We start from the raw sequence: 21,220 nt of genomic DNA, 5'->3' as shown, positions 1-21,220 counted from the left end.
AACTAAGGGATACAATAAAAGCCATTTACGATAATCAAAATATCAGGTGGAACATGTCCATAGACAAACAAGACGTGCAAAAGATTGCACACTTGGCTCGCCTCGCCCTTACTGAGGCAGACGCCGATCAATACCAACATTCTCTGTCTAGCGTTTTATCGCTTGTCGAGCAAATGCAATCTGTTAATACCGATGGTGTTGAACCGCTTTCCAACCCGCTTGAAATGACTCAAAGATTAAGAGAAGACGTAGTCACCGAGGAAAATCGTCGTGACGCATTCCTAGCGAACGCGCCGCAAGCCGAAGCAGGCCTTTTCCTCGTACCAAAAGTGATCGATTAAGAGAGATAAGCATGTTCGAACAAAGCATCGCGACATTAGCAAAAAAATTACGCAACAAAGACATTTCTAGCGTTGAATTGACCCGTCTTTTCTTAGCGCGCATAGCCAAGCTTGATCCACAACTAAACAGCTTCATCACCGTCAGCGAAGAACGCGCCCTAGAACAAGCAGCGACTGCTGATGCCCTACTTCAAAGCGGAAAAGGCACAAGCCTTACAGGCATTCCTGTTGCCCATAAAGATCTATTCTGCACCGAAGGCACATTAACGACGTGCGGCTCTAAAATGCTGCATAACTTTGTACCGCCATACGAATCAACAGTCACCAGTCGCATCCAACAAGCTGGCGCAGTTATGCTTGGCAAGACCAATATGGACGAGTTCGCTATGGGACTCTTCCAACGAAAACAGTTTTTACGGTGCGGTTAAAAACCCTTGGAATTTAAACATGGTTCCTGGTGGTTCATCAGGCGGCTCCGCTGCCGCGGTTGCTGCTGGTTTAGCGGTTGCTGCGACAGGAACTGACACTGGCGGTTCAATCCGACAACCCGCTTCATTCTGCGGCATCACGGGCCTTAAACCGACCTATGGTAGAGTCTCGCGCTTTGGCATGATTGCCTATGCTTCAAGCCTAGACCAGGGTGGCCCAATGGCAAAAAGTGCCGAAGATTGCGCACACTTAATGCAAGCTATGGCAGGATTCGACGAAAAAGATTCGACATCGGCAGATAAACCAGCCGACGATTATTTAGCAAACCTAAATGCACCATTAACCGGCTTAAAAATTGGCTTACCAAAAGAGTACTTTGGCGATGGCTTAGACCCAAAGGTAGCCGATGTCATTATGTCAGCAGTCAAAGAGTTTGAAAAACTCGGCGCTACAGTGAAAGAGATTTCACTGCCAAATCTACAGTTGAGCATCCCGTCTTACTACGTGATCGCACCCTCTGAAGCGTCTTCCAACCTATCTCGTTTTGACGGCGTACGATTTGGTCATCGCTGCGACAATCCCAAAGACTTATTAGATATGTATATGCGTTCAAGAGCGGAAGGCTTTGGCACAGAAGTTCAGAAACGCATCATGATTGGTACTTACGCCCTATCTGAAGGCTACTACGACGCTTACTACCTTAAAGCGCAAAAAATTCGTCGCCTTATTAAAGAAGACTTTGTTAAAGCCCTTGAAGAAGTCGATGTGATCATGGGACCTGTCGCACCCACTACTGCATTTGGACTCGGCAGCAAAACCAATGACCCTGTTGCCATGTATTTAGAAGATATCTACACATTGTCGGTGAATCTTGCTGGTATTCCAGCCATGTCTGTTCCTGCTGGCTTTGCTGATGGCATGCCGGTTGGCCTGCAAATCATGGGCAACTACTTTGCCGAAGCCAAGCTACTCAACGTAGCGCATCAGTATCAACAACACACTGACTGGCACTTACAAACACCCAACATGGCAAAAGGAGCATAACAATGAATTGGGAAGTCGTTATAGGCCTTGAGATTCATACTCAGCTCTCTACAAAATCAAAATTATTCTCTGGTGCAGCAGTAGGATTTGGCGCGGAGCCAAACACACAAACAACCCTTGTTGACCTAGGTATGCCAGGTGCGTTGCCGGTGTTCAATAAAGAAGCGCTACGCATGGCAGTTATGTTTGGCCACGCCATCAACGCAGAAATTGGTATGAAATCTGTTTTTGCTCGTAAAAACTATTTCTACCCAGATCTACCAAAGGGCTACCAAACCAGCCAAATGGATCATCCCATTGTTGGAAAAGGCTATCTTGACGTTGTGCTAGATGATGGCACCACATCACGCATCGGCATTACTCGCGCCCATTTAGAAGAAGATGCTGGCAAATCCTTGCACGAAGACTTTCAGGGCATGACAGGTATCGATCTAAATCGCTCCAGCACGCCTTTGCTCGAAATCGTATCCGAACCAGACATTCGCTCAGCAAAAGAAGCCGTTGCTTATGTCAAGATGATTCACTCTATCGTCACCTATCTTGGTATTTGTGACGGCAACATGGCAGAAGGTTCTATGCGTTGTGACATCAACCTTTCTTTACGCCCTAAAGGCCAAAAAGAATATGGCACTCGCACCGAAATCAAAAACGTTAACTCGTTCCGCTTTATCGAAAAAGCCATTTACACTGAAATTGAACGCCAAGCCGATATCCTAGAAGACGGCGGTCGCATCATTCAGGAAACTCGCCTATACGATCCGGAAAAAAATGAAACGCGCAGTATGCGCTCCAAAGAAGACGCTAACGACTATCGCTACTTCCCATGCCCAGATTTACTGCCTGTGGTATTAACACAAGAATACGTTGACAACATCAAAGCTAGCCTACCCGAGCTACCAAATCAGAAAGCAGCACGCTTTCAAAGCGAGTACGCACTCAGCGAGTACGACGCCAACGTTCTATCCTCTTCTAGAGCCATGGCTAGCTACTTTGAAAATGCCAACCAAGCGGTTAATGATCCAAAACTAACCGCCAACTGGGTAATGGGCGAACTAAGCAAGCTACTTAACCAAGAACAGATTGACATTGAAAACGCCCCCGTAGATTCAAAGGCATTTGGCGAACTGTTGGTTCGTGTAAAAGACAACACAATCAACGGCAAAACAGCCAAAGACGTACTGCAAGCCATGTGGGATGGCGAAGGCTCTGCCGATGAGATCATCGACAAAAAAGGCCTGAAACAAGTTACCGACACAGGCGCAATTGAAGCTATGATCCAAACTATTTTAGACGCCAATGCTGCTCAAGTTGAGCAATATCGAGCCGCTGACGAAGACAAGCAGAAAAAGATGATTGGCTTCTTTGTTGGACAAGTTATGAAGGCATCACAAGGCAAAGCAAATCCCGGCTTAGTTAACCCAATCCTAGCAAAAATGCTGAAAGGCTAACCACTAAGACGTTTGTCACACAACAACCCCCAGTAATTGCATCATTCAATAAATGGGGGTTGTCTTTTAATCGATTCACAAAGCATCACCGCTATAAATCAGAAACAATCCTGTCTCGACCTTGCCTTTTAGCCTCATAGAGATTCGCGTCAGCCACCCGAACATACTCCTCCAAAAAACCAGAGCCTCGTACACAAACCCCAACACTACAAGTCAGAGCGATTTTCGCTTCCGTAAACTCCTTAGATCTAAGACTCTCTAAAAAACGATTCAATCTAGCCATTAACTCGCCGGCATCAATTTCGGTCATCAAACAAAACTCTTCACCACCGAAACGGCAGGCCAGCATATCAGGAAAAGCACTCGCGATTTCAAGACCCATAAACTTTAACAAGTCATCACCAACGATATGCCCGTATGTATCATTAACCGCTTTAAAGTGGTCTATATCCATCATAACCAACGAAACAGGGCTTGAGGCGTTCCGAATAAGCTGCTCTCCCTGCTCAAACAAATAACGCCGGTTTTTAAGTTTTGTTAATGGATCGACATTCGCTAGATTACGTATGGTTTCCAGCATTTCTTGCGCTTCTAAACTACGCACAATACGACAATGAAACTCTTCATGAAAAAAAGGCTTTTTGAGAAAATCATTGGCTCCAGCTTTGATAAATTTAGCTGACAATGTGTTATCGCCTTCAGCAGATAAACCAATAATAACTAAATCTTGAAAACGAGAGTTGTACCTCAGCATGCGAACCAAATCATAACCATTCACCAATGGCATATTATGATCGGTAATCAACATCCGAATACTCGGATCTCCTTCTAATTTGGCAAGTGCCTCTTGACCATTTTCAACCTCAATAACATTAAAACGATATTGCTGAAGAAGGCTATTAATAAAACGACGGCTAGTCGCAGAATCGTCTGCTACCAAGACCTTAGTACCCTGATTTTTACTGAGTCGCTCCACTACCTTGATAACGTGCCCAAAAGAATAACGACTATCCTTGGTGACGTAATCCAACACCCCTTTATTTAGTAACCGCAACCGCAAGCTATCATCAAAAGTGCCTGTCAACACAATGCAAGGCACTTTGCTCGCTAAAATAAGATCAACAATCTCACCGTTTTGGGCATCTGGCAAATTAAGATCAACGATGGCAGCAAAATACGTGTCCTCTACCCCCGTAAAGTTTTCCTGCGCTTCTTTATAGCAAGCGCATAACACTGGCGTAAAAAGAGGGTTTTGGGACAACAAATGATGCAATACTTTTGACACCATAAGGCTATCTTCGACTACTAGTATTTTCTTTTCTGCCATCATCTGCAAAACTCTACCTTAAAAAACAATATCTGTACGCGCCCAAGTGTATTTTTTTTATTATCCTCTATGACCCAAGATTGCGATACTCTAAAATAGTTAATCAAAGTGTTGTTTTGTAAATATTATGCAAAGCAAACACGAAGAATTGCGACTAAAATCAACGCTACAATAAGAGTATCAACTATGCAATGTCGACCAAGTTGTGGCGCTTGCTGCACGGCACCCTCGATCTCCTCTCCAATTCCCGGCATGCCAAACGGGAAAGCGGCTGGGGAAACTTGCGTGCAACTTTTGGACGACTATCGATGTGCCATTTTTGGCGATCCACTAAGACCCAAAGTATGTTCAGATTTTCAAGCAGAAGAATACACTTGTGGCAACAACAGAACAGAGGCACTCCATATTTTGTCGAATTTGGAAGACGACACAAAACCAATACACAGCCATTTATTTAAAAGGAAAGACAAATGACATTAGCAAAACAACTCCTCCCTATTATTTGCGCCAGCCTACTATTGAGCGCTTGCTCTACTGGCTCAAATAAGTCATTTGTTCTTGTCCCTCCAAGCGAGTCACAAATAGAAGACAGCATTAAAAACCAAGTCTCACTCACACTTAACGCCTTCACCCCCGTTGCCGGCCAAGCACTGCCAAATGAAACCGTTCTTGATGCTTACCAATCACGCGATTATGAACCAGTGTGGATTAAAGATGAAAAAATCAATATGTCTATCTATAAGCTTGTCGACGTACTTGAGCAATCCCATACCCATGGGTTAAACCCTATTCATTATCACTCAGATATCATTAAAGAATATTTAGCACTAAAACAACCCAGTTCCCAACAACTGGCGGAAATGGACGTTATCGCGACGATTGCATTAACAAGCTACGCTCATGACCTAAGTAATGGCCGCTATGAGCCTCAACTTATCGATCCAAATTGGCAGCTAGACGCCCCCAACAATAATTGGAAAGAGGCTCTTATATCTCGACTCTGCAACCGACATGGTAAATGCCCTGCCATTATTTGCTCCACGCAGCCCGCAATACCAAGTACTACAAAAATGGCTCGTGTATTACCAAGAGCTGGCCGCCAAAGAAAAAGATATATTAGTGAGTGCGGGAGTGCCTTTATCAGCTGGCGACACAGGACCCCGAGTTGCACAGCTAAGGGCACGCTTAGTTCAACTCGGCGATATACGCTTCTCTACACGCAAGGTAAATGAAGAGCAATTTGACTCATCCTTAAAAGAAGCATTGATACGTTTTCAACAACGCCACCATATTACTGCGGACGGTGCCGCTGGATCAAAAACCATTGAAATGCTTAACATCCCATTAAAATCTAGAGCAAAGCAAATTGCCTACAATCTAGAAAGATGGCGCTGGCTACCAAGCGAATTAGAAGCAAATCGCATCTGGGTTGACTTAACCAACTACACGGTAGACATGCACTTAAACGGTGAACTCACTTCCATGAAAGCCGTCATTGGCAAGCCTGACCGTAAAACCCCCGTGTTCAAGGGGTTAATGACTTATATGGTCACCAACCCGACGTGGCGTGTTCCCCATCGCATTGCCAGAGAAAATCTACTACCTAAACTTCAGGCGGACCCAAATTATCTTATAAAACATCGCTATAAAGTGTATTCAAGCTGGAGTATCGGTGCAAAAGAGCTGGACTCCACCAAAATAAACTGGAAAGAGATTAGTGAAGACAAACTTGCTTTTCGCTTTGAACAAGAACCTGACGAGGGGAACGCGCTAGGCCAGTTTAAATTCATGTTTCCCAATAAAAATGAAATATACTTGCACGATACACCAGCGAAACATCTATTCCGTGAAGCGGAGCGGGCTTTTAGTTCAGGATGCGTTCGACTAGAAAAGCCTATGGCGTTTGCTGAAGCAATCACCAAAGGCAACAAACAGTTTAATGAAATGAACAACGCACTAAAAACAGGCAGCAACACGGTTATCAGTTTACCTAACTACATTCCGGTTTATTTGGTGTATTTTACCGTTGTGCCAAACGCAAATGGCATGCTGGAATTTCGTAATGACATCTACGCAAGAGACAACCTAATGGAAGAAGCCATGGGATACTCTCCGATCGACCCTAGAGACTCCATCTAATGCAATAAACCCCATGAACCTACTGTGAGGTTATGGGGTTTATTAAGACTTAAAATTGCACGCGTGTTTACGCGTCACTATCTAACCATAATACAAACGGTCACTTCTTCACGATCGTGATAAAGGTGTTTTACCTGATAATGGTAACCCACCCCCGCTTTTTTCAACATCGCCTCAATGGTTTGTAAACACAGCGAGACTTCTTGATATCGCTTTTTCATTGGCAGTTTTAAATTAAAAATCGCACGCCTTGTCCAGCCATTGGCCAACCACTTGGCCATCAGTTCAGCCACCTTCATAGGACGCTCAACCATATCACACACTAACCAATCAACCGTGTAAGGGGGTTCAAACTTAAACCCATCAGCCTTCTCATGCTGCACCAAGCCAGTAGACATGAGTTCTTTTTGCATAGGACCATTATCAATGGCAATTACATGAATGCCTTTTTTAACAAACTGATACGTCCAGCCTCCAGGGGCAGCCCCTAAATCAACCGCCGTCATTCCTTCCGTTAAATCTGCCTCAAGAGTGCGTTCTGGGACAAATTGTAAAAAAGCTTCTTCTAGCTTTAGAGTTGAGCGACTTGGACTCGCTGCGGGAAAGCGCAAGCGACGAATGCCCATGGGAAACTCACTACGGCACGCAGCATAAGACACGCCCAAGTATGCGGATTCTCCATCAAGCATAAACACATGGTGACGCACACCAATCGCTTTGTTACGCAAAACGCCCGATTTTTTCCAGCCTTCCCGTAGGGGTTTTTCGAGTTTTTTAATCAAATTCGATAACGCTTTCGCATCATTAGTATCGGCGGTTTCTATCCAAATATCTTCAGCCAATGGCAACTCACGAGCCGCTTCAAGCAAAGACTCAACTCGACCACCCTGCTCCAATGCAATAACATCATTAACCGCAACAATCTGGCGTGCAAATATGAGACGATTAAAATCCAGCTGCTGAATTAATAGCTCTCCTGCATCCGTCTGATCAAAGTTATACACAACATAACCAGCATCCGGAACAACCTTCGCATAGCCGTAAAACCCTTTGCTACTTGCAATCTCAGACAACTCTGCCGCACAATCTTTTTCGAAACCTTGACGGCAATAAACCAAAACATTTTTCATTACAATTCCTTCTCAAGTAGGCATCATTCCTACCGAGTTATATTAATGACTTTCTAGAGGGCCATTTTACAACAGACTCAGCCAATTGGGCCGTAACAAAAGCAGATAATTCAGGTGAAAAATATGACCCAAATTTAGGCAAGCTAACATAACGCACTTCCTCTCCCTGCCAATCAAACTGCAAAGAATAAGCATGTAAATACCCCCTATCCGCTTCTTCTCCACCATACCTAAGATCTCCTAGAATAGGTGATCCGAGACTCTTTAGCGCCACGCGAATCTGATGGGTTTTGCCAGTCAAAGGCCTGACAAGAAATACTCTATTCCCTTGAAAAGAAAGAGAAAAAAACTGCGTAATCGCCAAATTCTCCCTAGAGTTAGTTAATTTCCATTGCCCTCTTCTACTGGGCACCATACCACCCACAATAGTACCTTGTTTTTTCTTTGGCTTTTTTGCAGACAACGCCAAGTAACGTTTTTCCATCTCATGATTTTCAAACATTTTACCAAACGTGGCGGCAGCTTTAGCATTACAAGCAACAATCAATAATCCAGATGTCATTTTGTCTAAACGGTGCACAGGATAAAAAGAGCACTCAGGGAAGGAGCTGGCCAAAAACTGCATAACCCCAACAGCTTCAGATTCTGCATGAAAACTCATACCCGCAGGCTTTTCAATGACCCAGTAGTCATCACTACGAAACAATACTTCGAGCAAAACGGCCTCATCACGAATAAATAAAGGAAAAATAGATTAGCCAACAAGTTTATCCACAGAGAAAGTGGACAACTCATATGTCAACAAAAAGAAGCGATTATATTTTAGTTTTGATAATTAGAAAGCGCAGAAAGCCTATTTCGACCACTACGCTTAGCTTCGTATAGGCCTTTATCAGCTTGAGCTAATATCTCTTCATAACGAGAAACGCTGGACTCTATTGGCGCCAAACCAATGCTGATAGTGACTGGGATAACAATGCCATGCTCAGTCTCGATCAACATATCTTCGACTGACTGCCTCATATTCTCCATGATCCGCTCAGCCGCACTCAAGGTAGTGTTGGGCAATATGACAATAAATTCTTCACCGCCATAACGACCAATCTTATCTTGGGGGCGAATCACTGACGCCATCAGTGTAGATACCTTGGACAGCACCAGATCACCTGCCTCATGACCAAAAGTATCGTTAATTTTTTTAAAGTGGTCTAAATCCACAATTGCAAACACACAGGATTCTCTATTGATTACCGAGTCTGCAAAAATATTGACTGCATCGGCCAATACCTTCCTTCGATTAGACAGCCCCGTTAACTCATCTTTTTCGGCTAAAATACGCAAGTGTCGATTCACCGACTTAAGCCTGTTCATGACCAGATGGATCACCATGGCAAAATTAAAAGATACGGCAATAAACACCAATACAATCACTATATTTTGATCAATACTAGTAAGATAAATACCCCTTGTGTCTAATAGTTCACAAACTAAAAACAAAAGAGTAGATACACAGACAATCCAATATTTGATTGAGCGCTGATCAGAGCGAAAAACCACAAAAGAATAAGCAATAACATTCACAAAAAGCCAATGAAGACCGCTATCTGTGCCAAAGTAAAACAGACTAAGAATGCCAATCTGTACAATCTTAATAATCGGCATTATTACTTGCGCGCGATAGAAATACCCTCTGTAGTTATAACGCAAACCAATTAAGCCTAAGAGCAATCCAGCAAAACAAAAAATCGCAACAGCAGGCAAGCATCGTGATGTAAAGACAACCAGCATAAGCACTGAGCTAATGCAGAACATCATGTAAGAAAAATTCACCACATGCTTTTGATTAAGATCGTTACCAAACTCATCTTCAAAACCGAGATTCAAAAGCTTTTCTATGATTTTTTTTATTGAAGAAAACACTATACCCCGCACTTACATTCCGTATTATGAGCAATTAGACTCAACCAGAGTATTTGCAACTTTGTGTTCGCAAAAAACAACTAGACTTACAAAAGGTTTCAACTGTCAAAAGACTAAAACTCGTATTCTACAGAATAGCCTTTCTTTTTCCTATTCATTTGAGCAAATAAACATCACTCTAAATAATTAGCATTCTTATAAAACAGTCTAAGACAAACACCTGAAACTTTCGTATTCTACGCCACAATATTTGCCAGCCCCATTGGCATGAATATTGATTAGCATAAAGCCAGTATATCTGTTTCAGACAGCAAACATTAACTAATCGGTCAAATAAGTAAAAAATAAACATGATGCGCACCACAATAGAGCAGACAACATCCAAAAAAGTGCATTCTTTCATCTATGTAACCATGAATAATAAGGTGCCGAAACATTGAAAACACACAACTCGGTATCACGCCTTGAGCTTGCGAACATTACCAAGCAATACCCAGGCTGCCTTGCCAACGACAATATAAGCCTGACTCTGATGCCAGGAGAAATCCATGCTTTACTTGGAGAAAACGGCGCAGGAAAAAGCACCCTGGTGAAAACCATTTATGGTGTGGTCGCACCAGATAAAGGCGACATTATTTGGGATGGTAGAGAAGTCAGCATCAAATCCCCTTCTATCGCTAGAGACCTAGGCATTGGCATGGTATTTCAGCATTTTTCGCTGTTTGAAACGCTGACCGTCAGCCAAAACATTGAGGCTCTGTCTAAGCAAAGCTCAATTGAATAACATTGGCGATTTGGCGGATAGGATCAAAAAACTATCAGCAGAATATGGTTTAAACGTTGATCCAAGTCGCTATATACATTCTCTTTCTATTGGCGAAAGACAAAGAGTGGAAATTATGCGTTGTCTTGTACAGTCGGTGAAACTACTGATATTAGATGAACCGACTTCAGTACTAACACCACAGGAAGTATCTGGACTGTTCGACGTCTTACGCACCCTTTCAAAAGAAGGCTGTAGCATTCTATTTATCAGCCATAAATTGCATGAAGTCACTGAAATTTGCCATAAAGCCACTATTCTCCGTGGCGGAAAAGTAGTGGATACCTGTATCCCTAATGAAGAAACGCCTGCCACCATTGCCAAAATGATGGTGGGCGAGCTGGCCGAACAAGAAGCGGGATACGTCAAAAGAGAAGGGACAAACATTGTATTCAGCATCACCAATTTGTCTCTGCCATCCAAACACCCTTTCGGCACAACGCTAAAAGACATCAATCTTACGTTAAAAGCTGGTGAAATATTAGGCATTGCTGGAGTAGCGGGTAACGGACAAGACGAACTCATGGCCATAATTAGTGGCGAGGACGCTCGCAATGTCAAACAGGCTATTTCACTGAATAACCTCGACATTGGTCATTTGCATGCCGGCGAAAGGCGAAAACTGGGCATGGCTTACGTCCCTGAAGAACGTTTAGGTCGGGGAGCAGTGCCAGATATGAGCCTAACAGAGAACACCCTTTTAACACACAGCGACGGCTTTATTAAAAACGGACTTGTACAGTGGCAAAGCATCAAAAATTACACTCAGACGCTTATCACCAAATACAAAGTGAAATGCCATGGTGAGTTTTCTGAAGCGAAAAGCTTAAGTGGCGGCAATCTACAAAAATTTATTATGGGTCGCGAAATTGGTCAAAACCCAAAAGTATTGATTTGTGCCCACCCAACGTGGGGAGTTGATGTGGGCGCCGCGCTCGCCATTCATCAAGCATTACTCGAGCTTCGAGATCAAGGGGCCGCCATTTTGCTCATCTCAGAAGACATAGACGAGCTGTTTTTATTGGCTGACAGAATGGCCGCCGTTTGCAACGGACATTTATCCCCCTTAGTGAAAACAGAACACACCAACATAGACCAAATAGGTCAATGGATGGCAGGAACTTTTATCAATAACACATCGGTGTGTGCACAAGAACAAGAGGCTAAGGCATGATCCGCATTCAAGCTCGCACTGAGCCAAGCTCATTAATGAAAGTAGCCTCTCCGCTACTGGCTATTTTGTTAACCTTGATTTTTGGCGGCATTCTATTTTCTGCTATTGGTAAATCTCCCTCACAAGCATTACACGTGCTACTGATCGCGCCATTAGCAGACAGTTATAACATTGGCGAAATGTTCGTAAAAATGGGCCCTCTTCTGCTTTGTGCAGTAGGATTATCCCTATGTTATCGCGCAAACATGTGGAATATTGGTGCAGAAGGACAATTATTGGCGGGGGCATTAGGCGGTTCCGCCATGGCCATTTACTTCATCGACTCGGATTCGGCATTGGCTTTGCCCATTACCCTACTGGCAGGCATTGCTTCCGGAATGATTTGGGCCGCCGTTCCTACCTTTTTAAAGCTGCGCTTTAATTCAAATCTCATATTAACCACCATTATGTTCAACTACATCGCGCTGTATTTATTAATTTGGGCGGTGCATGGACCATTAAGAGATCCCCAGGGGTTTGGCTTTCCAGAATCCGCCATGTTTACCGATGCCACTTTACTGCCCACGCTGTTTGAAAATAGCCGCATCCACCTTGGTATTGTTTTTGCCATTCTGTCTGGCATCATCGGATGGTTTATCTTGAGTAAAACTCACCTAGGCTTTCAAATACGCGTCTTTGGTGCCGATGAACCCGCGGCAAGATACGCCGGTTTTAATAGTAAAAAATTAAGCTGGTTCGTCATGCTATTTGCGGGCTCATTGGCTGGCCTAGCAGGGGTCAGCGAAACCATAGGCCCCATCGGACAGCTGGTACCGAATGTGTCCCCAGGCTACGGTTATTCCGCCATTATTGTCGCGTATTTGGGTAGGCTCCACCCGCTGGGGGCTATCATTGCCGCTGTTTTTATGGCCGTTATTTACATGGGTGGCGATCTGGCTCAAATCGAAATGGGCATTCCTGTTGCCGTGGTCAGTATGTTTCAAGGGGTGTTACTTTTCTTCCTCTTGGCCTGTGACTTTTTCATCAATAACCGTCTCAGCTTTTCAAATCAAGCGACAAACTAGGAGCACATCTTGGATTCAGATCTTATCGTACAAATCTTATTTGCCGCTGTTAAAACAGGCACGCCACTGCTCTTTATTGCCCTTGGCGAAGTCATTTGCGAGAAATCAGGAATATTAAACCTTGGTCAAGAAGGCATGATGTTAATGGGCGCTGTAGTTGGCTTTTTGGCCGCCTACTCTACTGGAAACATGGGATTTGGTGTTCTTGCCGCGATAATAATGGGCAGCACCATGAGCCTGATTTTCGCCGTATTAGTCTTGCAGCTTGGTGCTAATCAAGTCGCCACTGGACTGGCCTTAACGATTTTTGGTACGGGCCTAAGTGCTTTTGTGGGGGCTGGCTTTGTCGGTCAAACCATTCAAGGTTTCCCCCATCGCCATCCCATTATTGTCCGACATACCTTACATAGGACGCATTCTTTTTAACCATGATATTTTAGTGTATTTTTCTTTTGGCATGACCGCAGTGTTGTTTTACGTGGTCAATAAAACCCGCATTGGCTTAACGCTCAAAGCCGTAGGGGAGAATCCTAACGCGGCAAACGCGATTGGCATACCGGTACTTAAAGTACGCTATTTAGCCATCATGTTTGGCGGCGCCATGGCGGGGATTTCAGGGGCTTACATGTCGCTTGTTTATACCCCTATGTGGGTAGAGAACATGACCGCTGGGCGAGGATGGATTGCCCTGGCACTGGTTGTTTTTGCCTCATGGCGAATTGGACGAATCATGCTAGGAGCCTATCTATTTGGTTTGGCGAGCATTATGCATCTGGTATTACAAGGCATGGGATGGTCTATTTCTCCCAACTTACTGGCCATGTTGCCTTATGTGGCGACCGTCGTTGTCATGGTGATTATTAGTGCCGACCATTTCAAAGAAAAATTGCTAGCGCCTCGTTCATTGGGCAAACCCTTTGACCCAAGAAACATGGCTTAACCAACACAATTAACGATTACTTCACTATTGAAGACAATAAAGCCTTAGGGCATAAAAGGAGCGAAAAATGAAACTGAAAAGTTTGCTGGTTAGTTTGGGGCTTTTAGCGGGGGCAGCTGCAGTTCAAGCAGAAGAGCCATTAAAAGTTGGTTTCATCTATGTTGGCCCAGTTGGCGATTTAGGTTGGAGCTACGAGCATGACATGGGCCGTAAAGGCTTAGAAGAGTATTTTGGTGATAAAATCAAAACCACTTTTGTTGAAAACGTGCCAGAAGGTGCCGATGCAGAACGTGTTATTACTCAGTTAGCAAAAGCGGGAAATGATCTTATTTTCACAACCTCTTTTGGCTTTATGAACCCAACAGTGAAAGTTGCAAAACGCTTTCCAAATGTGAAATTTGAACACGCAACAGGCTATAAACTAGACAAAAACTTAGGTACTTATGTATTGCGTACCTATGAAGGTCGTTATATCTCTGGTGTAGCGGCAGGAATGATGACCAAAACCAATACCATTGGCTATATTGGTTCTTTCCCAATCCCAGAAGTTATCCGTGACATCAATGCGGCTTACATGGGAGCAAAGAGCGTTAACCCTGATGTAAAAATGAAAATTGTCTGGGCGAACACTTGGTATGACCCAGGTAAGGAAACCGATGCCGCAAATGCACTGATGGACCAAGGTGTTGACGTCATGCTGCAACACACAGACAGCCCAGCTCCGCTCATTGCTGCAGAGAAACGTGGTCTACGCGCTATTGGACAAGCTTCGGACCAAAGTAAATTTGCGCCTAATGCGCACATTTTCTCTGTTCGTGACAACTGGACACCTTACTACATCAAAGAAGTTCAGGCCGTTATGGATGGCACTTGGAAATCTCAGGATTTCTGGGGTGGATTCCATGATGATATGCTAACATTAGCTTCTATTAACCCAAATCTACCAACTGAAGTACGAGCCAAAATTGATGCCACTCACGATGCCATCAAATCCGGTGCATTCAAACCCTTCACTGGACCAATCAAAGACAACAAAGGCAATATCGCCGTACCAGCTGACCACTCATTAACCGATGTAGAACTTGCTCAGGTTAACTGGTACGTGGAAGGCATTACCGACGAAATCCCACGTTAATACGTTTGTAGTAATTTTTTATATACGGCCAGCTCTGCTGGCTGTATATTCCCCTGTTTTTTTAAGCCACACTCACACAACACTGCCAGCCATTCTTTTTCATCTTCGCTTTTATCGCTATATTTAAGAATTCAAGGCACAGCAACGAAAGGGAAACCTATGGAAACACTGATCGAACTATCAAAGAAAATGCCTAAAACGGAACTTCACTTACACATAGAAGGAACCTTTGAGCCAGAGCAGATGTTTGCCATTGCACAACGAAACCAGGTTGAACTGAAATACCATACCGTTGAAGCATTAAAAGCGGCCTATCAATTCACTAACTTGCAAGATTTTTTAGATTTGTATTACCAAGGCATGTCAGTACTGCTTCATGAAGCGGATTTTTACGACCTAACCATGGCATACCTTAGCAAGGTCCACAGCGAAAACGTCGTGCATGTGGAAATCTTTTTTGACCCTCAAGGACACCTTTCTCGTGGCGTCCCTTTTGATACGCAAATCAACGGCATTTATAGCGCCCTCAAAGACGCAGAAACAAAATGGGGCATGACATTTAAACTCATCATGTCTTTTCTCAGACATTTAAGCGAAGAAAGTGCTTTTGAAACCCTTGAACTCGCCAAACCCTTCCTACATTTAATTGACGGTGTAGGCTTAGACAGTTCTGAAGTGGGTCACCCACCAGAGAAATTCTTGCGTGTTTTTGAAGCCTGCAAAAACCTTGGCCTAAAAGTCACCGCCCATGCGGGAGAAGAAGGTCCGCCAGAGTACGTATGGCAAGCAATCGATCAAATCGATGTCGATAGAATTGATCATGGCAATAGAGCACTGGAAGACGACCAACTTATTGAAGAAATCAAAAAGCGCGGCCTAACATTAACGGTATGCCCTTTATCCAATTTAAAGCTTTGTGTTGTTAATGACATGAAAGACCACCCAATTAAAACCATGTTAAAACGTGGTCTGAACGCCACAGTCAACTCAGACGACCCTGCGTATTTTGGTGGCTATATGGCCGATAACTACGCGTCATTAATTACTCATACAGGCATTAGCAAAGAGGAATTATTCCAATTGGCGCAAAATGGTATAACAGGGAGTTGGATGGAGAACAATTTAAAAGAAAAACACCTAGCGCAGTTACGTACACTGTTCGCCTAACATTTTATCCGCCACATTGACTAAAGATAGATTGAATGGATCACTCCTTTTCGTCAATGTGGTAATATTTCGTTTTTTACGACTGAATTGAGACCATCCCATGTCAAACCCAATCCCTCTTGATGATACTTTTTATCGTTTGCCCAGCAGTGAACGCTATGAGCATGTTATAAAACTCGTAAAAAAAGGCTCGTCTGTATGGACACTCGCTGACACTGAAGGCTGCTTGATCATTGATCTTGGCAGCGATAAAGTATTACCCATTTGGCCAACGGAAGCCTTAGCAGTGGCTTGGGGCGAAAAAGATTATACTGGGTTCAATAGTCTAGAAATCAATGCCGTGGATTGGGCCGAAAAATGGCTGCCAGGCATGCAAGGCGATGGTTTTTCAGTAGGTATTGCACCAAATTTTGCGGGTGAATGCATTGTTGCTTCCGCGGAAGAACATGCAGCCGATTTAATCCGTTAACTTTACGCTTTAATCTAAGATAAACACGCCGTGAATTTTCAATTAAAAAGTCTTCCATGCGAAGACAGAAAATTAAAAATGCGTCGAAATAAGCTAACACACTTTGCCATGTGTGTTAGCTTATTTGCTGTTTTTCTTATTTATTTTGGTCCGCTTTTCTCTCAAATAAGCAATGCTATTGCACCCCAATCAAGCATGATGCCGATGGGGGGCGTGTCAATGAACATGCACGCCTCAGGGCACGACCATGCCCAAATGCTTTTAGAGCAAAGCAAAGACAAGCAAGTAGCAACTGTCTCTGCCCACATCAGTCATCATGGACATCACAATCATGGTGAAAGCGCAAACCTTCTAGAGGCTTGTGGTTACTGTTCCCTACTATTTCATTTAAACTGGATAGATGCCAAAACCTTTGAGCCTCATCCCGCTAATACAAGAACGTTACCTAAATAGGGTAACGACGCCTATTTCGCACAAATATAATGTGCCCTTCACTTCCATTCTCCCCAGAGCACCACCAACCATTTCGGTCTAACTCTCAACACTATATCGAAAAAATGACACTGCCAATTCAGGTTCGCCATAGAACCAGCAAAATTATGCATGTCTTTAATAATAATGGAAAAGTGAGCGTTTCGCTCAGAGGCGTTGTTTTTCCCTTTTCCACCAAACGAGAAATAAATAATGTCAATAAAAACCAATAGCAAGACGTCCGAGTCTTCTTCAAACGCAATGTTGCTATTAATTACACGATTGCACTTCTATATTGGTCTGTTCGTCGGCCCCTTTATCTTTGTCGCCGCCCTTACAGGGACGATTTATGTGATTACCCCGCAAATAGAAAACGCCCTCTATAAAGATGTATTAACCACACAAAATATAGGAGAAAGCCAACCGCTTTCCTTACAAATCGCGGCCGCAAAATCGTCTCTGCAAAGTGATTTGACGTTGTTTGCTGTTCGCCCTGCACCAGAACTTGGCGATACGACGCGTATCATGTTTTTAGATGAAACAGCACAACATTCCGGTGCTAGAGCGGTGTTTATCGATCCAATCACACTCGAGGTCAAAGGTAATCTGCCTGTCTATGGAACCAGCGGCGTTTTACCACTTAGAACCACAATAGATTTTATGCATCGTCAACTGCTTTTAGGCGAAGTTGGACGCTATTACAGTGAATTAGCCGCTTCTTGGCTATGGATCGCTGCACTTGGTGGCGTATTTTTATGGTACAAAGGCGGTAAGAAAAATAAGGCCGAATTGGCCAACAAAACAGCGCATCTTCGGAAACGTAGACGCCATTATCAACTAGGTTTGTTGCTTTTTGCCGGTTTAGTCTTTGTCTCCATTACTGGATTAACTTGGTCTAAATGGGCTGGAGACAATATCAGCACATTGCGCAATAGCATTGGCTGGGTCACACCGTCAGTCTCACAAGACCTCACAACCATAGATCACAATATGATGATGTCTGACGAACATGCCGATCACCTAAATCATTCAAGTCACCATAATATGCCGGCAAAGAAACCAGCAGCAGAAAAATTTGAAGATGTTGATGCTCTGTTTGATGGGGTTTTGAAAGTAGCAAGAGACGCTGGAATCGACGCGAATAAGCTCGAAATAAGGCCCTCCTCAACCAAAGATAAAGCTTGGCGGGTGAGTGAAATAGACCGCTCTTGGCCAACCCAAGTTGACAGTGTCGCGGTAGATGCCAGCACCATGACCGTCACCAGTCGTGCTGACTTTGCCACCTTCCCTGTGGTTGCAAAGTTAATTCGCTGGGGGATTGATGCACACATGGGCATTCTGTTTGGCATTACCAACCAGATCATTTTGGCATTTTTTGGACTCTCTTTGTGCCTTATGATTATTTGGGGCTATAAAATGTGGTGGCTACGTCGCCCACAGGCAGGCTCTTCAGCCAAGCCACTGCGACAAGCATGGAAGAAACTCTCCGGCACGCAAAAAACCATCACGCTGCTGATTGCCATTATTTTAGGTGTTAGCATGCCCGTAATGGGCATTAGTTTGCTTGTCTTTTTAATCATCGACGCTCTTCGCTGGAAATATCAACAGTAAGGCTTTCAGTACTCTTATGCTCATCAAACTCCTTGCGAACTTGATGAGCATTATCGATGCTTTAAATCAAGCGGACAGACACCCTAAATGGTTTTTTCTCTGGCCTATTGGCATGTTATCAGTAGAATATTGGGTTAATTTTATCATCTGAACGATTTTTAAAGACATCCAACTGCTTATAAAAGGTGGAGCAAGCCTTAGTCACAATCACCAACGATGGCAACATGACCTAGAAAATACTTTCCAAACTTAAGATTTCTCTCTCATTTTTAAAATGATACATTAGATAAACTTCATAAATACATTATCAATTTGACCGTAAATGCCAAATAGACCATGGGCGAAACAAAATCTCTTTTGCTTAAGGTCAGGGAAGGTCTGATATTTCAAACGTCAACATACATTCATTAACATAGGATACTAATATGTCTAAAACCACCGTAAAATTCGAGTATGAGAAAGAAACTAAAAACAGCGTACGCTATCAAGAAGTACCTGAAGAAGGAAAAGCCCCAATCATGGGGACGCTGTACGTGCAAAAGTGGTTCGCGGGTAGCAGTAAAACATTAGAAATCACCCTAGAGAAAAAAGACTAAGCGCAAATTTTCACTCTTCACTGTATAAAAACACTCTTTTGCCCTTCCCTTCTACTATCCTATTTTAGACATTTCGGAATAAGATAGTAGAGAAACAACCCTTCTATTCGTCTGGAACTAGATGATATCCCATTCACCCATAAAAACGCACTCAATATATGAAAAAAATATAAAAAAATTAACAAAAATAACAAAAACACACCTTAAATATTTTTAAATTCACAAAATAAAATTTGCTATAATTAAATTAGAAACTAAGATTGAGGTGATTGTTGAACTAGTAAAAGCGAAATGGAAAAAATGGAATTTAAATTAGAATCATTATCAATCAAGATTGAAATCACGTATTTTAAATTAACGATATTAACTGCTCTATACTATGCATTAGTTATAAACATCCCATTCTATATACATCTTTATGATGCTTTAGAACGATCAAACTCTATGGATATTGGTCTCTTTTTATGCATGCCAATTTTCATTTTTTTATCACATACATCTTATTCAGTCTCATTAGTTGGCCTTATATCACCAAGCCAATTTTTATTGTCTTATTATTAACATCAAGTATCGTAAGTTATGTAATATATAATTATGGTATCTCCGTCGATTACGGAATGATTCAAAATGCATTTGAAACCGATACTGGTGAAGCTACATCTTATATAAGTTTTTATTCCGTATTTTGGGTGGTTATCACAGGCATTATCCCTTCTTTAATGATAGTAATAGTAAAAATTAGTCCTGAAATTAGCGTGAAAAAAATTTCTTTCCATCTTAGTATCTGTCTTTATCATTTTATCTATCATCTTTTTTTACTTTAAAGATTTAAGCTATATTGGTAGGAAAAACAGTGAATTAAAAGAAATGATAGTTCCAACCTACTACCTTTCAAGTTCTTACAAATACATAAGAAACACCTACTTTTCCAGCCCTGTTATTTACAAAAAAATCGGTGAAGATGCAAAGCAAATCTCTAGCAACTCATCCAAAAAACCAACGCTATTTTTCTTTGTTCTGGGCGAAACAGCACGCTCACAAAACTATCAGTTGAACGGCTACCCAAGACCAACCAATGAGTACACAAGCAAACAAAATGTTATCTCATTTAAAGATGTCGCCTCTTGTGGTACAGCAACTGCCGTATCTGTACCTTGTATTTTTTCCGCTCTATCAAGAGAGGAATACAAGGAATCTATTGCTAAGCATCAAGATAATGCTATCGATATTCTTAAAAGAGCAGGTGTTTCATTACTCTGGAAAGAAAATGATAGCGGCGATAAAGGTGTCGCTGACAATATAACTAAAACAACGTTAAACCGTGAAGAAATAAATGAATTCTGCAATGGCAACAGCTGCTACGATATGGCTCTATTGGAAAACTTAGACTCCGACATTAAAAGCATGAAAGGCAACAGAGTTATCTTCATACATTTGATGGGAAGCCATGGACCAAACTACTTTAAACGCTATCCAGACAATCAAAAAAAGTTCGCTCCAGATTGTCAAAGAAATGATGTTGAAAATTGCTCTTCAGAAAGCATTATAAATTCTTATGATAATACCATTCATTATACCGATTTTGTCATCAGCAAACTTATTGAGAAACTTAAAGGCGTTAGTGACCAGTATAATACTGGGCTTTTATATCTTTCAGATCACGGTGAGTCACTAGGCGAAAATGGCGTATTTTTGCACGGCCTTCCCTACTCATTTGCCCCAATTTACCAGCGCAGAGTTCCGCTCATGCTATGGATGTCTGACGACTTCGTAAAAACCAAAAATATAGACCAAGCTTGCCTAAAAAATGAAGCTCAGAACAGTAGCATATCGCAAGATTACATCTTTCACTCCCTACTTGGCATAATGGATGTGACAACATCAGCCTATAAGCCAGAGTTGGACCTTTACAAAAAATGCCGAACAATCAGGTATAAAGAATAAAAGCATACATCATTTTTACCTTTTTTTTACTTTATATACTATAAATTA

General features: G+C 42.6%; 17 protein-coding genes and 4 pseudogenes. 17 read left to right on the top strand and 4 right to left on the bottom strand.

Going from position 1 to position 21,220, the window contains the following annotated elements; translation table 11 throughout:
* Positions 1–53 precede the first annotated feature (53 nt).
* The 3 genes and pseudogenes from gatC to gatB all read left to right on the top strand — a co-directional run bounded on the left by gatC (position 54) and on the right by gatB (position 3,262).
* On the top strand, positions 54–341 hold the full coding sequence (gene gatC / locus AC0L6V_RS03935; RefSeq protein WP_111606051.1) for an Asp-tRNA(Asn)/Glu-tRNA(Gln) amidotransferase subunit GatC: 288 nt from the start codon (positions 54–56) through the stop codon (positions 339–341).
* Between the two features lie 11 nt (positions 342–352).
* Positions 353–1,814 (top strand): annotated as a pseudogene (gene gatA / locus AC0L6V_RS03930) (Asp-tRNA(Asn)/Glu-tRNA(Gln) amidotransferase subunit GatA).
* A gap of 2 nt (positions 1,815–1,816) precedes the next feature.
* The gene (gatB, locus tag AC0L6V_RS03925; RefSeq protein WP_409419400.1) at positions 1,817–3,262 is read left to right on the top strand and encodes an Asp-tRNA(Asn)/Glu-tRNA(Gln) amidotransferase subunit GatB; all 1,446 of its coding nucleotides are present in this window, start codon (positions 1,817–1,819) and stop codon (positions 3,260–3,262) included.
* A 91-nt stretch (positions 3,263–3,353) separates the two neighbouring features.
* Here the strand turns inward: gatB and AC0L6V_RS03920 are convergent, their stop codons facing one another.
* Positions 3,354–4,592 carry a diguanylate cyclase gene (locus AC0L6V_RS03920; RefSeq protein ID WP_265217546.1) on the bottom strand — a complete coding sequence of 413 codons (1,239 nt, stop codon included), beginning with the start codon at positions 4,590–4,592 and terminating at the stop codon, positions 3,354–3,356.
* Positions 4,593–4,775: 183 nt separating this feature from the next.
* Between AC0L6V_RS03920 and AC0L6V_RS03915 the strand changes: the two genes are divergently transcribed.
* From AC0L6V_RS03915 to AC0L6V_RS03905, 3 genes are read left to right on the top strand one after another with little or no spacing between them, the layout of a single operon-like run.
* Positions 4,776–5,063, top strand: coding sequence for a YkgJ family cysteine cluster protein (locus tag AC0L6V_RS03915; RefSeq protein ID WP_265217545.1), 288 nt, complete (start codon positions 4,776–4,778; stop codon positions 5,061–5,063).
* Positions 5,060–5,821 carry a L,D-transpeptidase scaffold domain-containing protein gene (locus AC0L6V_RS03910; RefSeq protein WP_418138778.1) on the top strand — a complete coding sequence of 254 codons (762 nt, stop codon included), beginning with the start codon at positions 5,060–5,062 and terminating at the stop codon, positions 5,819–5,821. Before AC0L6V_RS03915 ends, AC0L6V_RS03910 begins: the two co-directional genes overlap by 4 nt.
* Entirely contained in the window at positions 5,709–6,728 is a 1,020-nt protein-coding gene (locus AC0L6V_RS03905; RefSeq protein WP_418138777.1) for a L,D-transpeptidase family protein, read from the top strand. Before AC0L6V_RS03910 ends, AC0L6V_RS03905 begins: the two co-directional genes overlap by 113 nt.
* Before the next feature lie 77 nt (positions 6,729–6,805).
* Here AC0L6V_RS03905 and rlmM read toward each other — a convergent pair whose 3' ends face one another.
* From rlmM to AC0L6V_RS03890, 3 genes are all read right to left on the bottom strand, one after another.
* Positions 6,806–7,858: a 23S rRNA (cytidine(2498)-2'-O)-methyltransferase RlmM gene (gene rlmM / locus AC0L6V_RS03900; RefSeq protein WP_418138776.1), complete on the bottom strand. Its 1,053-nt coding sequence runs from the start codon at positions 7,856–7,858 to the stop codon at positions 6,806–6,808.
* A gap of 37 nt (positions 7,859–7,895) precedes the next feature.
* Positions 7,896–8,576 carry a TIGR01621 family pseudouridine synthase gene (locus AC0L6V_RS03895; RefSeq protein WP_409419398.1) on the bottom strand — a complete coding sequence of 227 codons (681 nt, stop codon included), beginning with the start codon at positions 8,574–8,576 and terminating at the stop codon, positions 7,896–7,898.
* A 104-nt stretch (positions 8,577–8,680) separates the two neighbouring features.
* Complete coding sequence (locus AC0L6V_RS03890) at positions 8,681–9,742, bottom strand: GGDEF domain-containing protein (RefSeq protein WP_409419397.1); 1,062 nt, start codon at positions 9,740–9,742, stop codon at positions 8,681–8,683.
* 472 nt (positions 9,743–10,214) lie between these two features.
* Between AC0L6V_RS03890 and AC0L6V_RS03885 the strand changes: the two are divergent.
* The 11 genes and pseudogenes from AC0L6V_RS03885 (at position 10,215) to AC0L6V_RS03835 (ending at position 21,172) form a co-directional block, all read left to right on the top strand.
* A pseudogene (locus AC0L6V_RS03885) lies at positions 10,215–11,775 on the top strand (ABC transporter ATP-binding protein).
* On the top strand, positions 11,772–12,839 hold the full coding sequence (locus AC0L6V_RS03880) for an ABC transporter permease (RefSeq protein WP_409419395.1): 1,068 nt from the start codon (positions 11,772–11,774) through the stop codon (positions 12,837–12,839). The pseudogene AC0L6V_RS03885 and the gene AC0L6V_RS03880 overlap by 4 nt, the downstream one beginning before the upstream one ends.
* Before the next feature lie 9 nt (positions 12,840–12,848).
* Positions 12,849–13,779: pseudogene (locus AC0L6V_RS03875) on the top strand (ABC transporter permease).
* A 67-nt stretch (positions 13,780–13,846) separates the two neighbouring features.
* Complete coding sequence (locus AC0L6V_RS03870; RefSeq protein WP_265217539.1) at positions 13,847–14,914, top strand: BMP family ABC transporter substrate-binding protein; 1,068 nt, start codon at positions 13,847–13,849, stop codon at positions 14,912–14,914.
* Positions 14,915–15,073: 159 nt separating this feature from the next.
* Positions 15,074–16,081, top strand: coding sequence for an adenosine deaminase (locus AC0L6V_RS03865; protein ID WP_265217538.1), 1,008 nt, complete (start codon positions 15,074–15,076; stop codon positions 16,079–16,081).
* A 100-nt stretch (positions 16,082–16,181) separates the two neighbouring features.
* A complete protein-coding gene (locus AC0L6V_RS03860) occupies positions 16,182–16,550 on the top strand; it encodes a DUF2750 domain-containing protein (RefSeq protein WP_265217537.1) in 369 nt (122 codons plus the stop codon).
* Between the two features lie 78 nt (positions 16,551–16,628).
* Positions 16,629–17,003: a DUF2946 domain-containing protein gene (locus AC0L6V_RS03855; RefSeq protein WP_265217536.1), complete on the top strand. Its 375-nt coding sequence runs from the start codon at positions 16,629–16,631 to the stop codon at positions 17,001–17,003.
* A gap of 231 nt (positions 17,004–17,234) precedes the next feature.
* The gene (locus AC0L6V_RS03850) at positions 17,235–18,632 is read left to right on the top strand and encodes a PepSY-associated TM helix domain-containing protein (protein ID WP_265217535.1); all 1,398 of its coding nucleotides are present in this window, start codon (positions 17,235–17,237) and stop codon (positions 18,630–18,632) included.
* A gap of 425 nt (positions 18,633–19,057) precedes the next feature.
* Positions 19,058–19,228, top strand: a complete 171-nt coding sequence (locus AC0L6V_RS03845) for a hypothetical protein (RefSeq protein ID WP_265217534.1) — start codon at positions 19,058–19,060, stop codon at positions 19,226–19,228.
* A 464-nt stretch (positions 19,229–19,692) separates the two neighbouring features.
* Positions 19,693–20,089, top strand: a pseudogene (locus tag AC0L6V_RS03840) (phosphoethanolamine transferase domain-containing protein); the annotation flags it as partial.
* A 6-nt stretch (positions 20,090–20,095) separates the two neighbouring features.
* Positions 20,096–21,172, top strand: coding sequence for a phosphoethanolamine transferase (locus AC0L6V_RS03835; protein ID WP_265217533.1), 1,077 nt, complete (start codon positions 20,096–20,098; stop codon positions 21,170–21,172).
* Positions 21,173–21,220 lie beyond the last annotated feature (48 nt).

The sequence above is a fragment of the Marinomonas sp. G8-14 genome (assembly GCF_055808935.1).
Note: the sequence above shows the minus strand (reverse complement) of the source record. Positions and strands in the feature narration are given on the sequence as shown.

Excerpts from the sequence above, each read along its gene's own strand:
- AC0L6V_RS03850 (WP_265217535.1), top strand. The coding sequence starts at position 17,235 with ATGTCAATAAAAACCAATAGCAAGACGTCCGAGTCTTCTTCAAACGCA.
- AC0L6V_RS03845 (WP_265217534.1), top strand. The coding sequence starts at position 19,058 with ATGTCTAAAACCACCGTAAAATTCGAGTATGAGAAAGAAACTAAAAAC.
- AC0L6V_RS03920 (WP_265217546.1), bottom strand. The coding sequence starts at position 4,592 with ATGATGGCAGAAAAGAAAATACTAGTAGTCGAAGATAGCCTTATGGTG.
- AC0L6V_RS03915 (WP_265217545.1), top strand. The coding sequence starts at position 4,776 with ATGCAATGTCGACCAAGTTGTGGCGCTTGCTGCACGGCACCCTCGATC.
- AC0L6V_RS03860 (WP_265217537.1), top strand. The coding sequence starts at position 16,182 with ATGTCAAACCCAATCCCTCTTGATGATACTTTTTATCGTTTGCCCAGC.
- rlmM (WP_418138776.1), bottom strand. The coding sequence starts at position 7,858 with ATGAAAAATGTTTTGGTTTATTGCCGTCAAGGTTTCGAAAAAGATTGT.
- gatC (WP_111606051.1), top strand. The coding sequence starts at position 54 with ATGTCCATAGACAAACAAGACGTGCAAAAGATTGCACACTTGGCTCGC.
- AC0L6V_RS03835 (WP_265217533.1), top strand. The coding sequence starts at position 20,096 with ATGATAGTTCCAACCTACTACCTTTCAAGTTCTTACAAATACATAAGA.
- AC0L6V_RS03865 (WP_265217538.1), top strand. The coding sequence starts at position 15,074 with ATGGAAACACTGATCGAACTATCAAAGAAAATGCCTAAAACGGAACTT.
- gatB (WP_409419400.1), top strand. The coding sequence starts at position 1,817 with ATGAATTGGGAAGTCGTTATAGGCCTTGAGATTCATACTCAGCTCTCT.
- AC0L6V_RS03870 (WP_265217539.1), top strand. The coding sequence starts at position 13,847 with ATGAAACTGAAAAGTTTGCTGGTTAGTTTGGGGCTTTTAGCGGGGGCA.
- AC0L6V_RS03855 (WP_265217536.1), top strand. The coding sequence starts at position 16,629 with ATGCGTCGAAATAAGCTAACACACTTTGCCATGTGTGTTAGCTTATTT.
- AC0L6V_RS03880 (WP_409419395.1), top strand. The coding sequence starts at position 11,772 with ATGATCCGCATTCAAGCTCGCACTGAGCCAAGCTCATTAATGAAAGTA.
- AC0L6V_RS03910 (WP_418138778.1), top strand. The coding sequence starts at position 5,060 with ATGACATTAGCAAAACAACTCCTCCCTATTATTTGCGCCAGCCTACTA.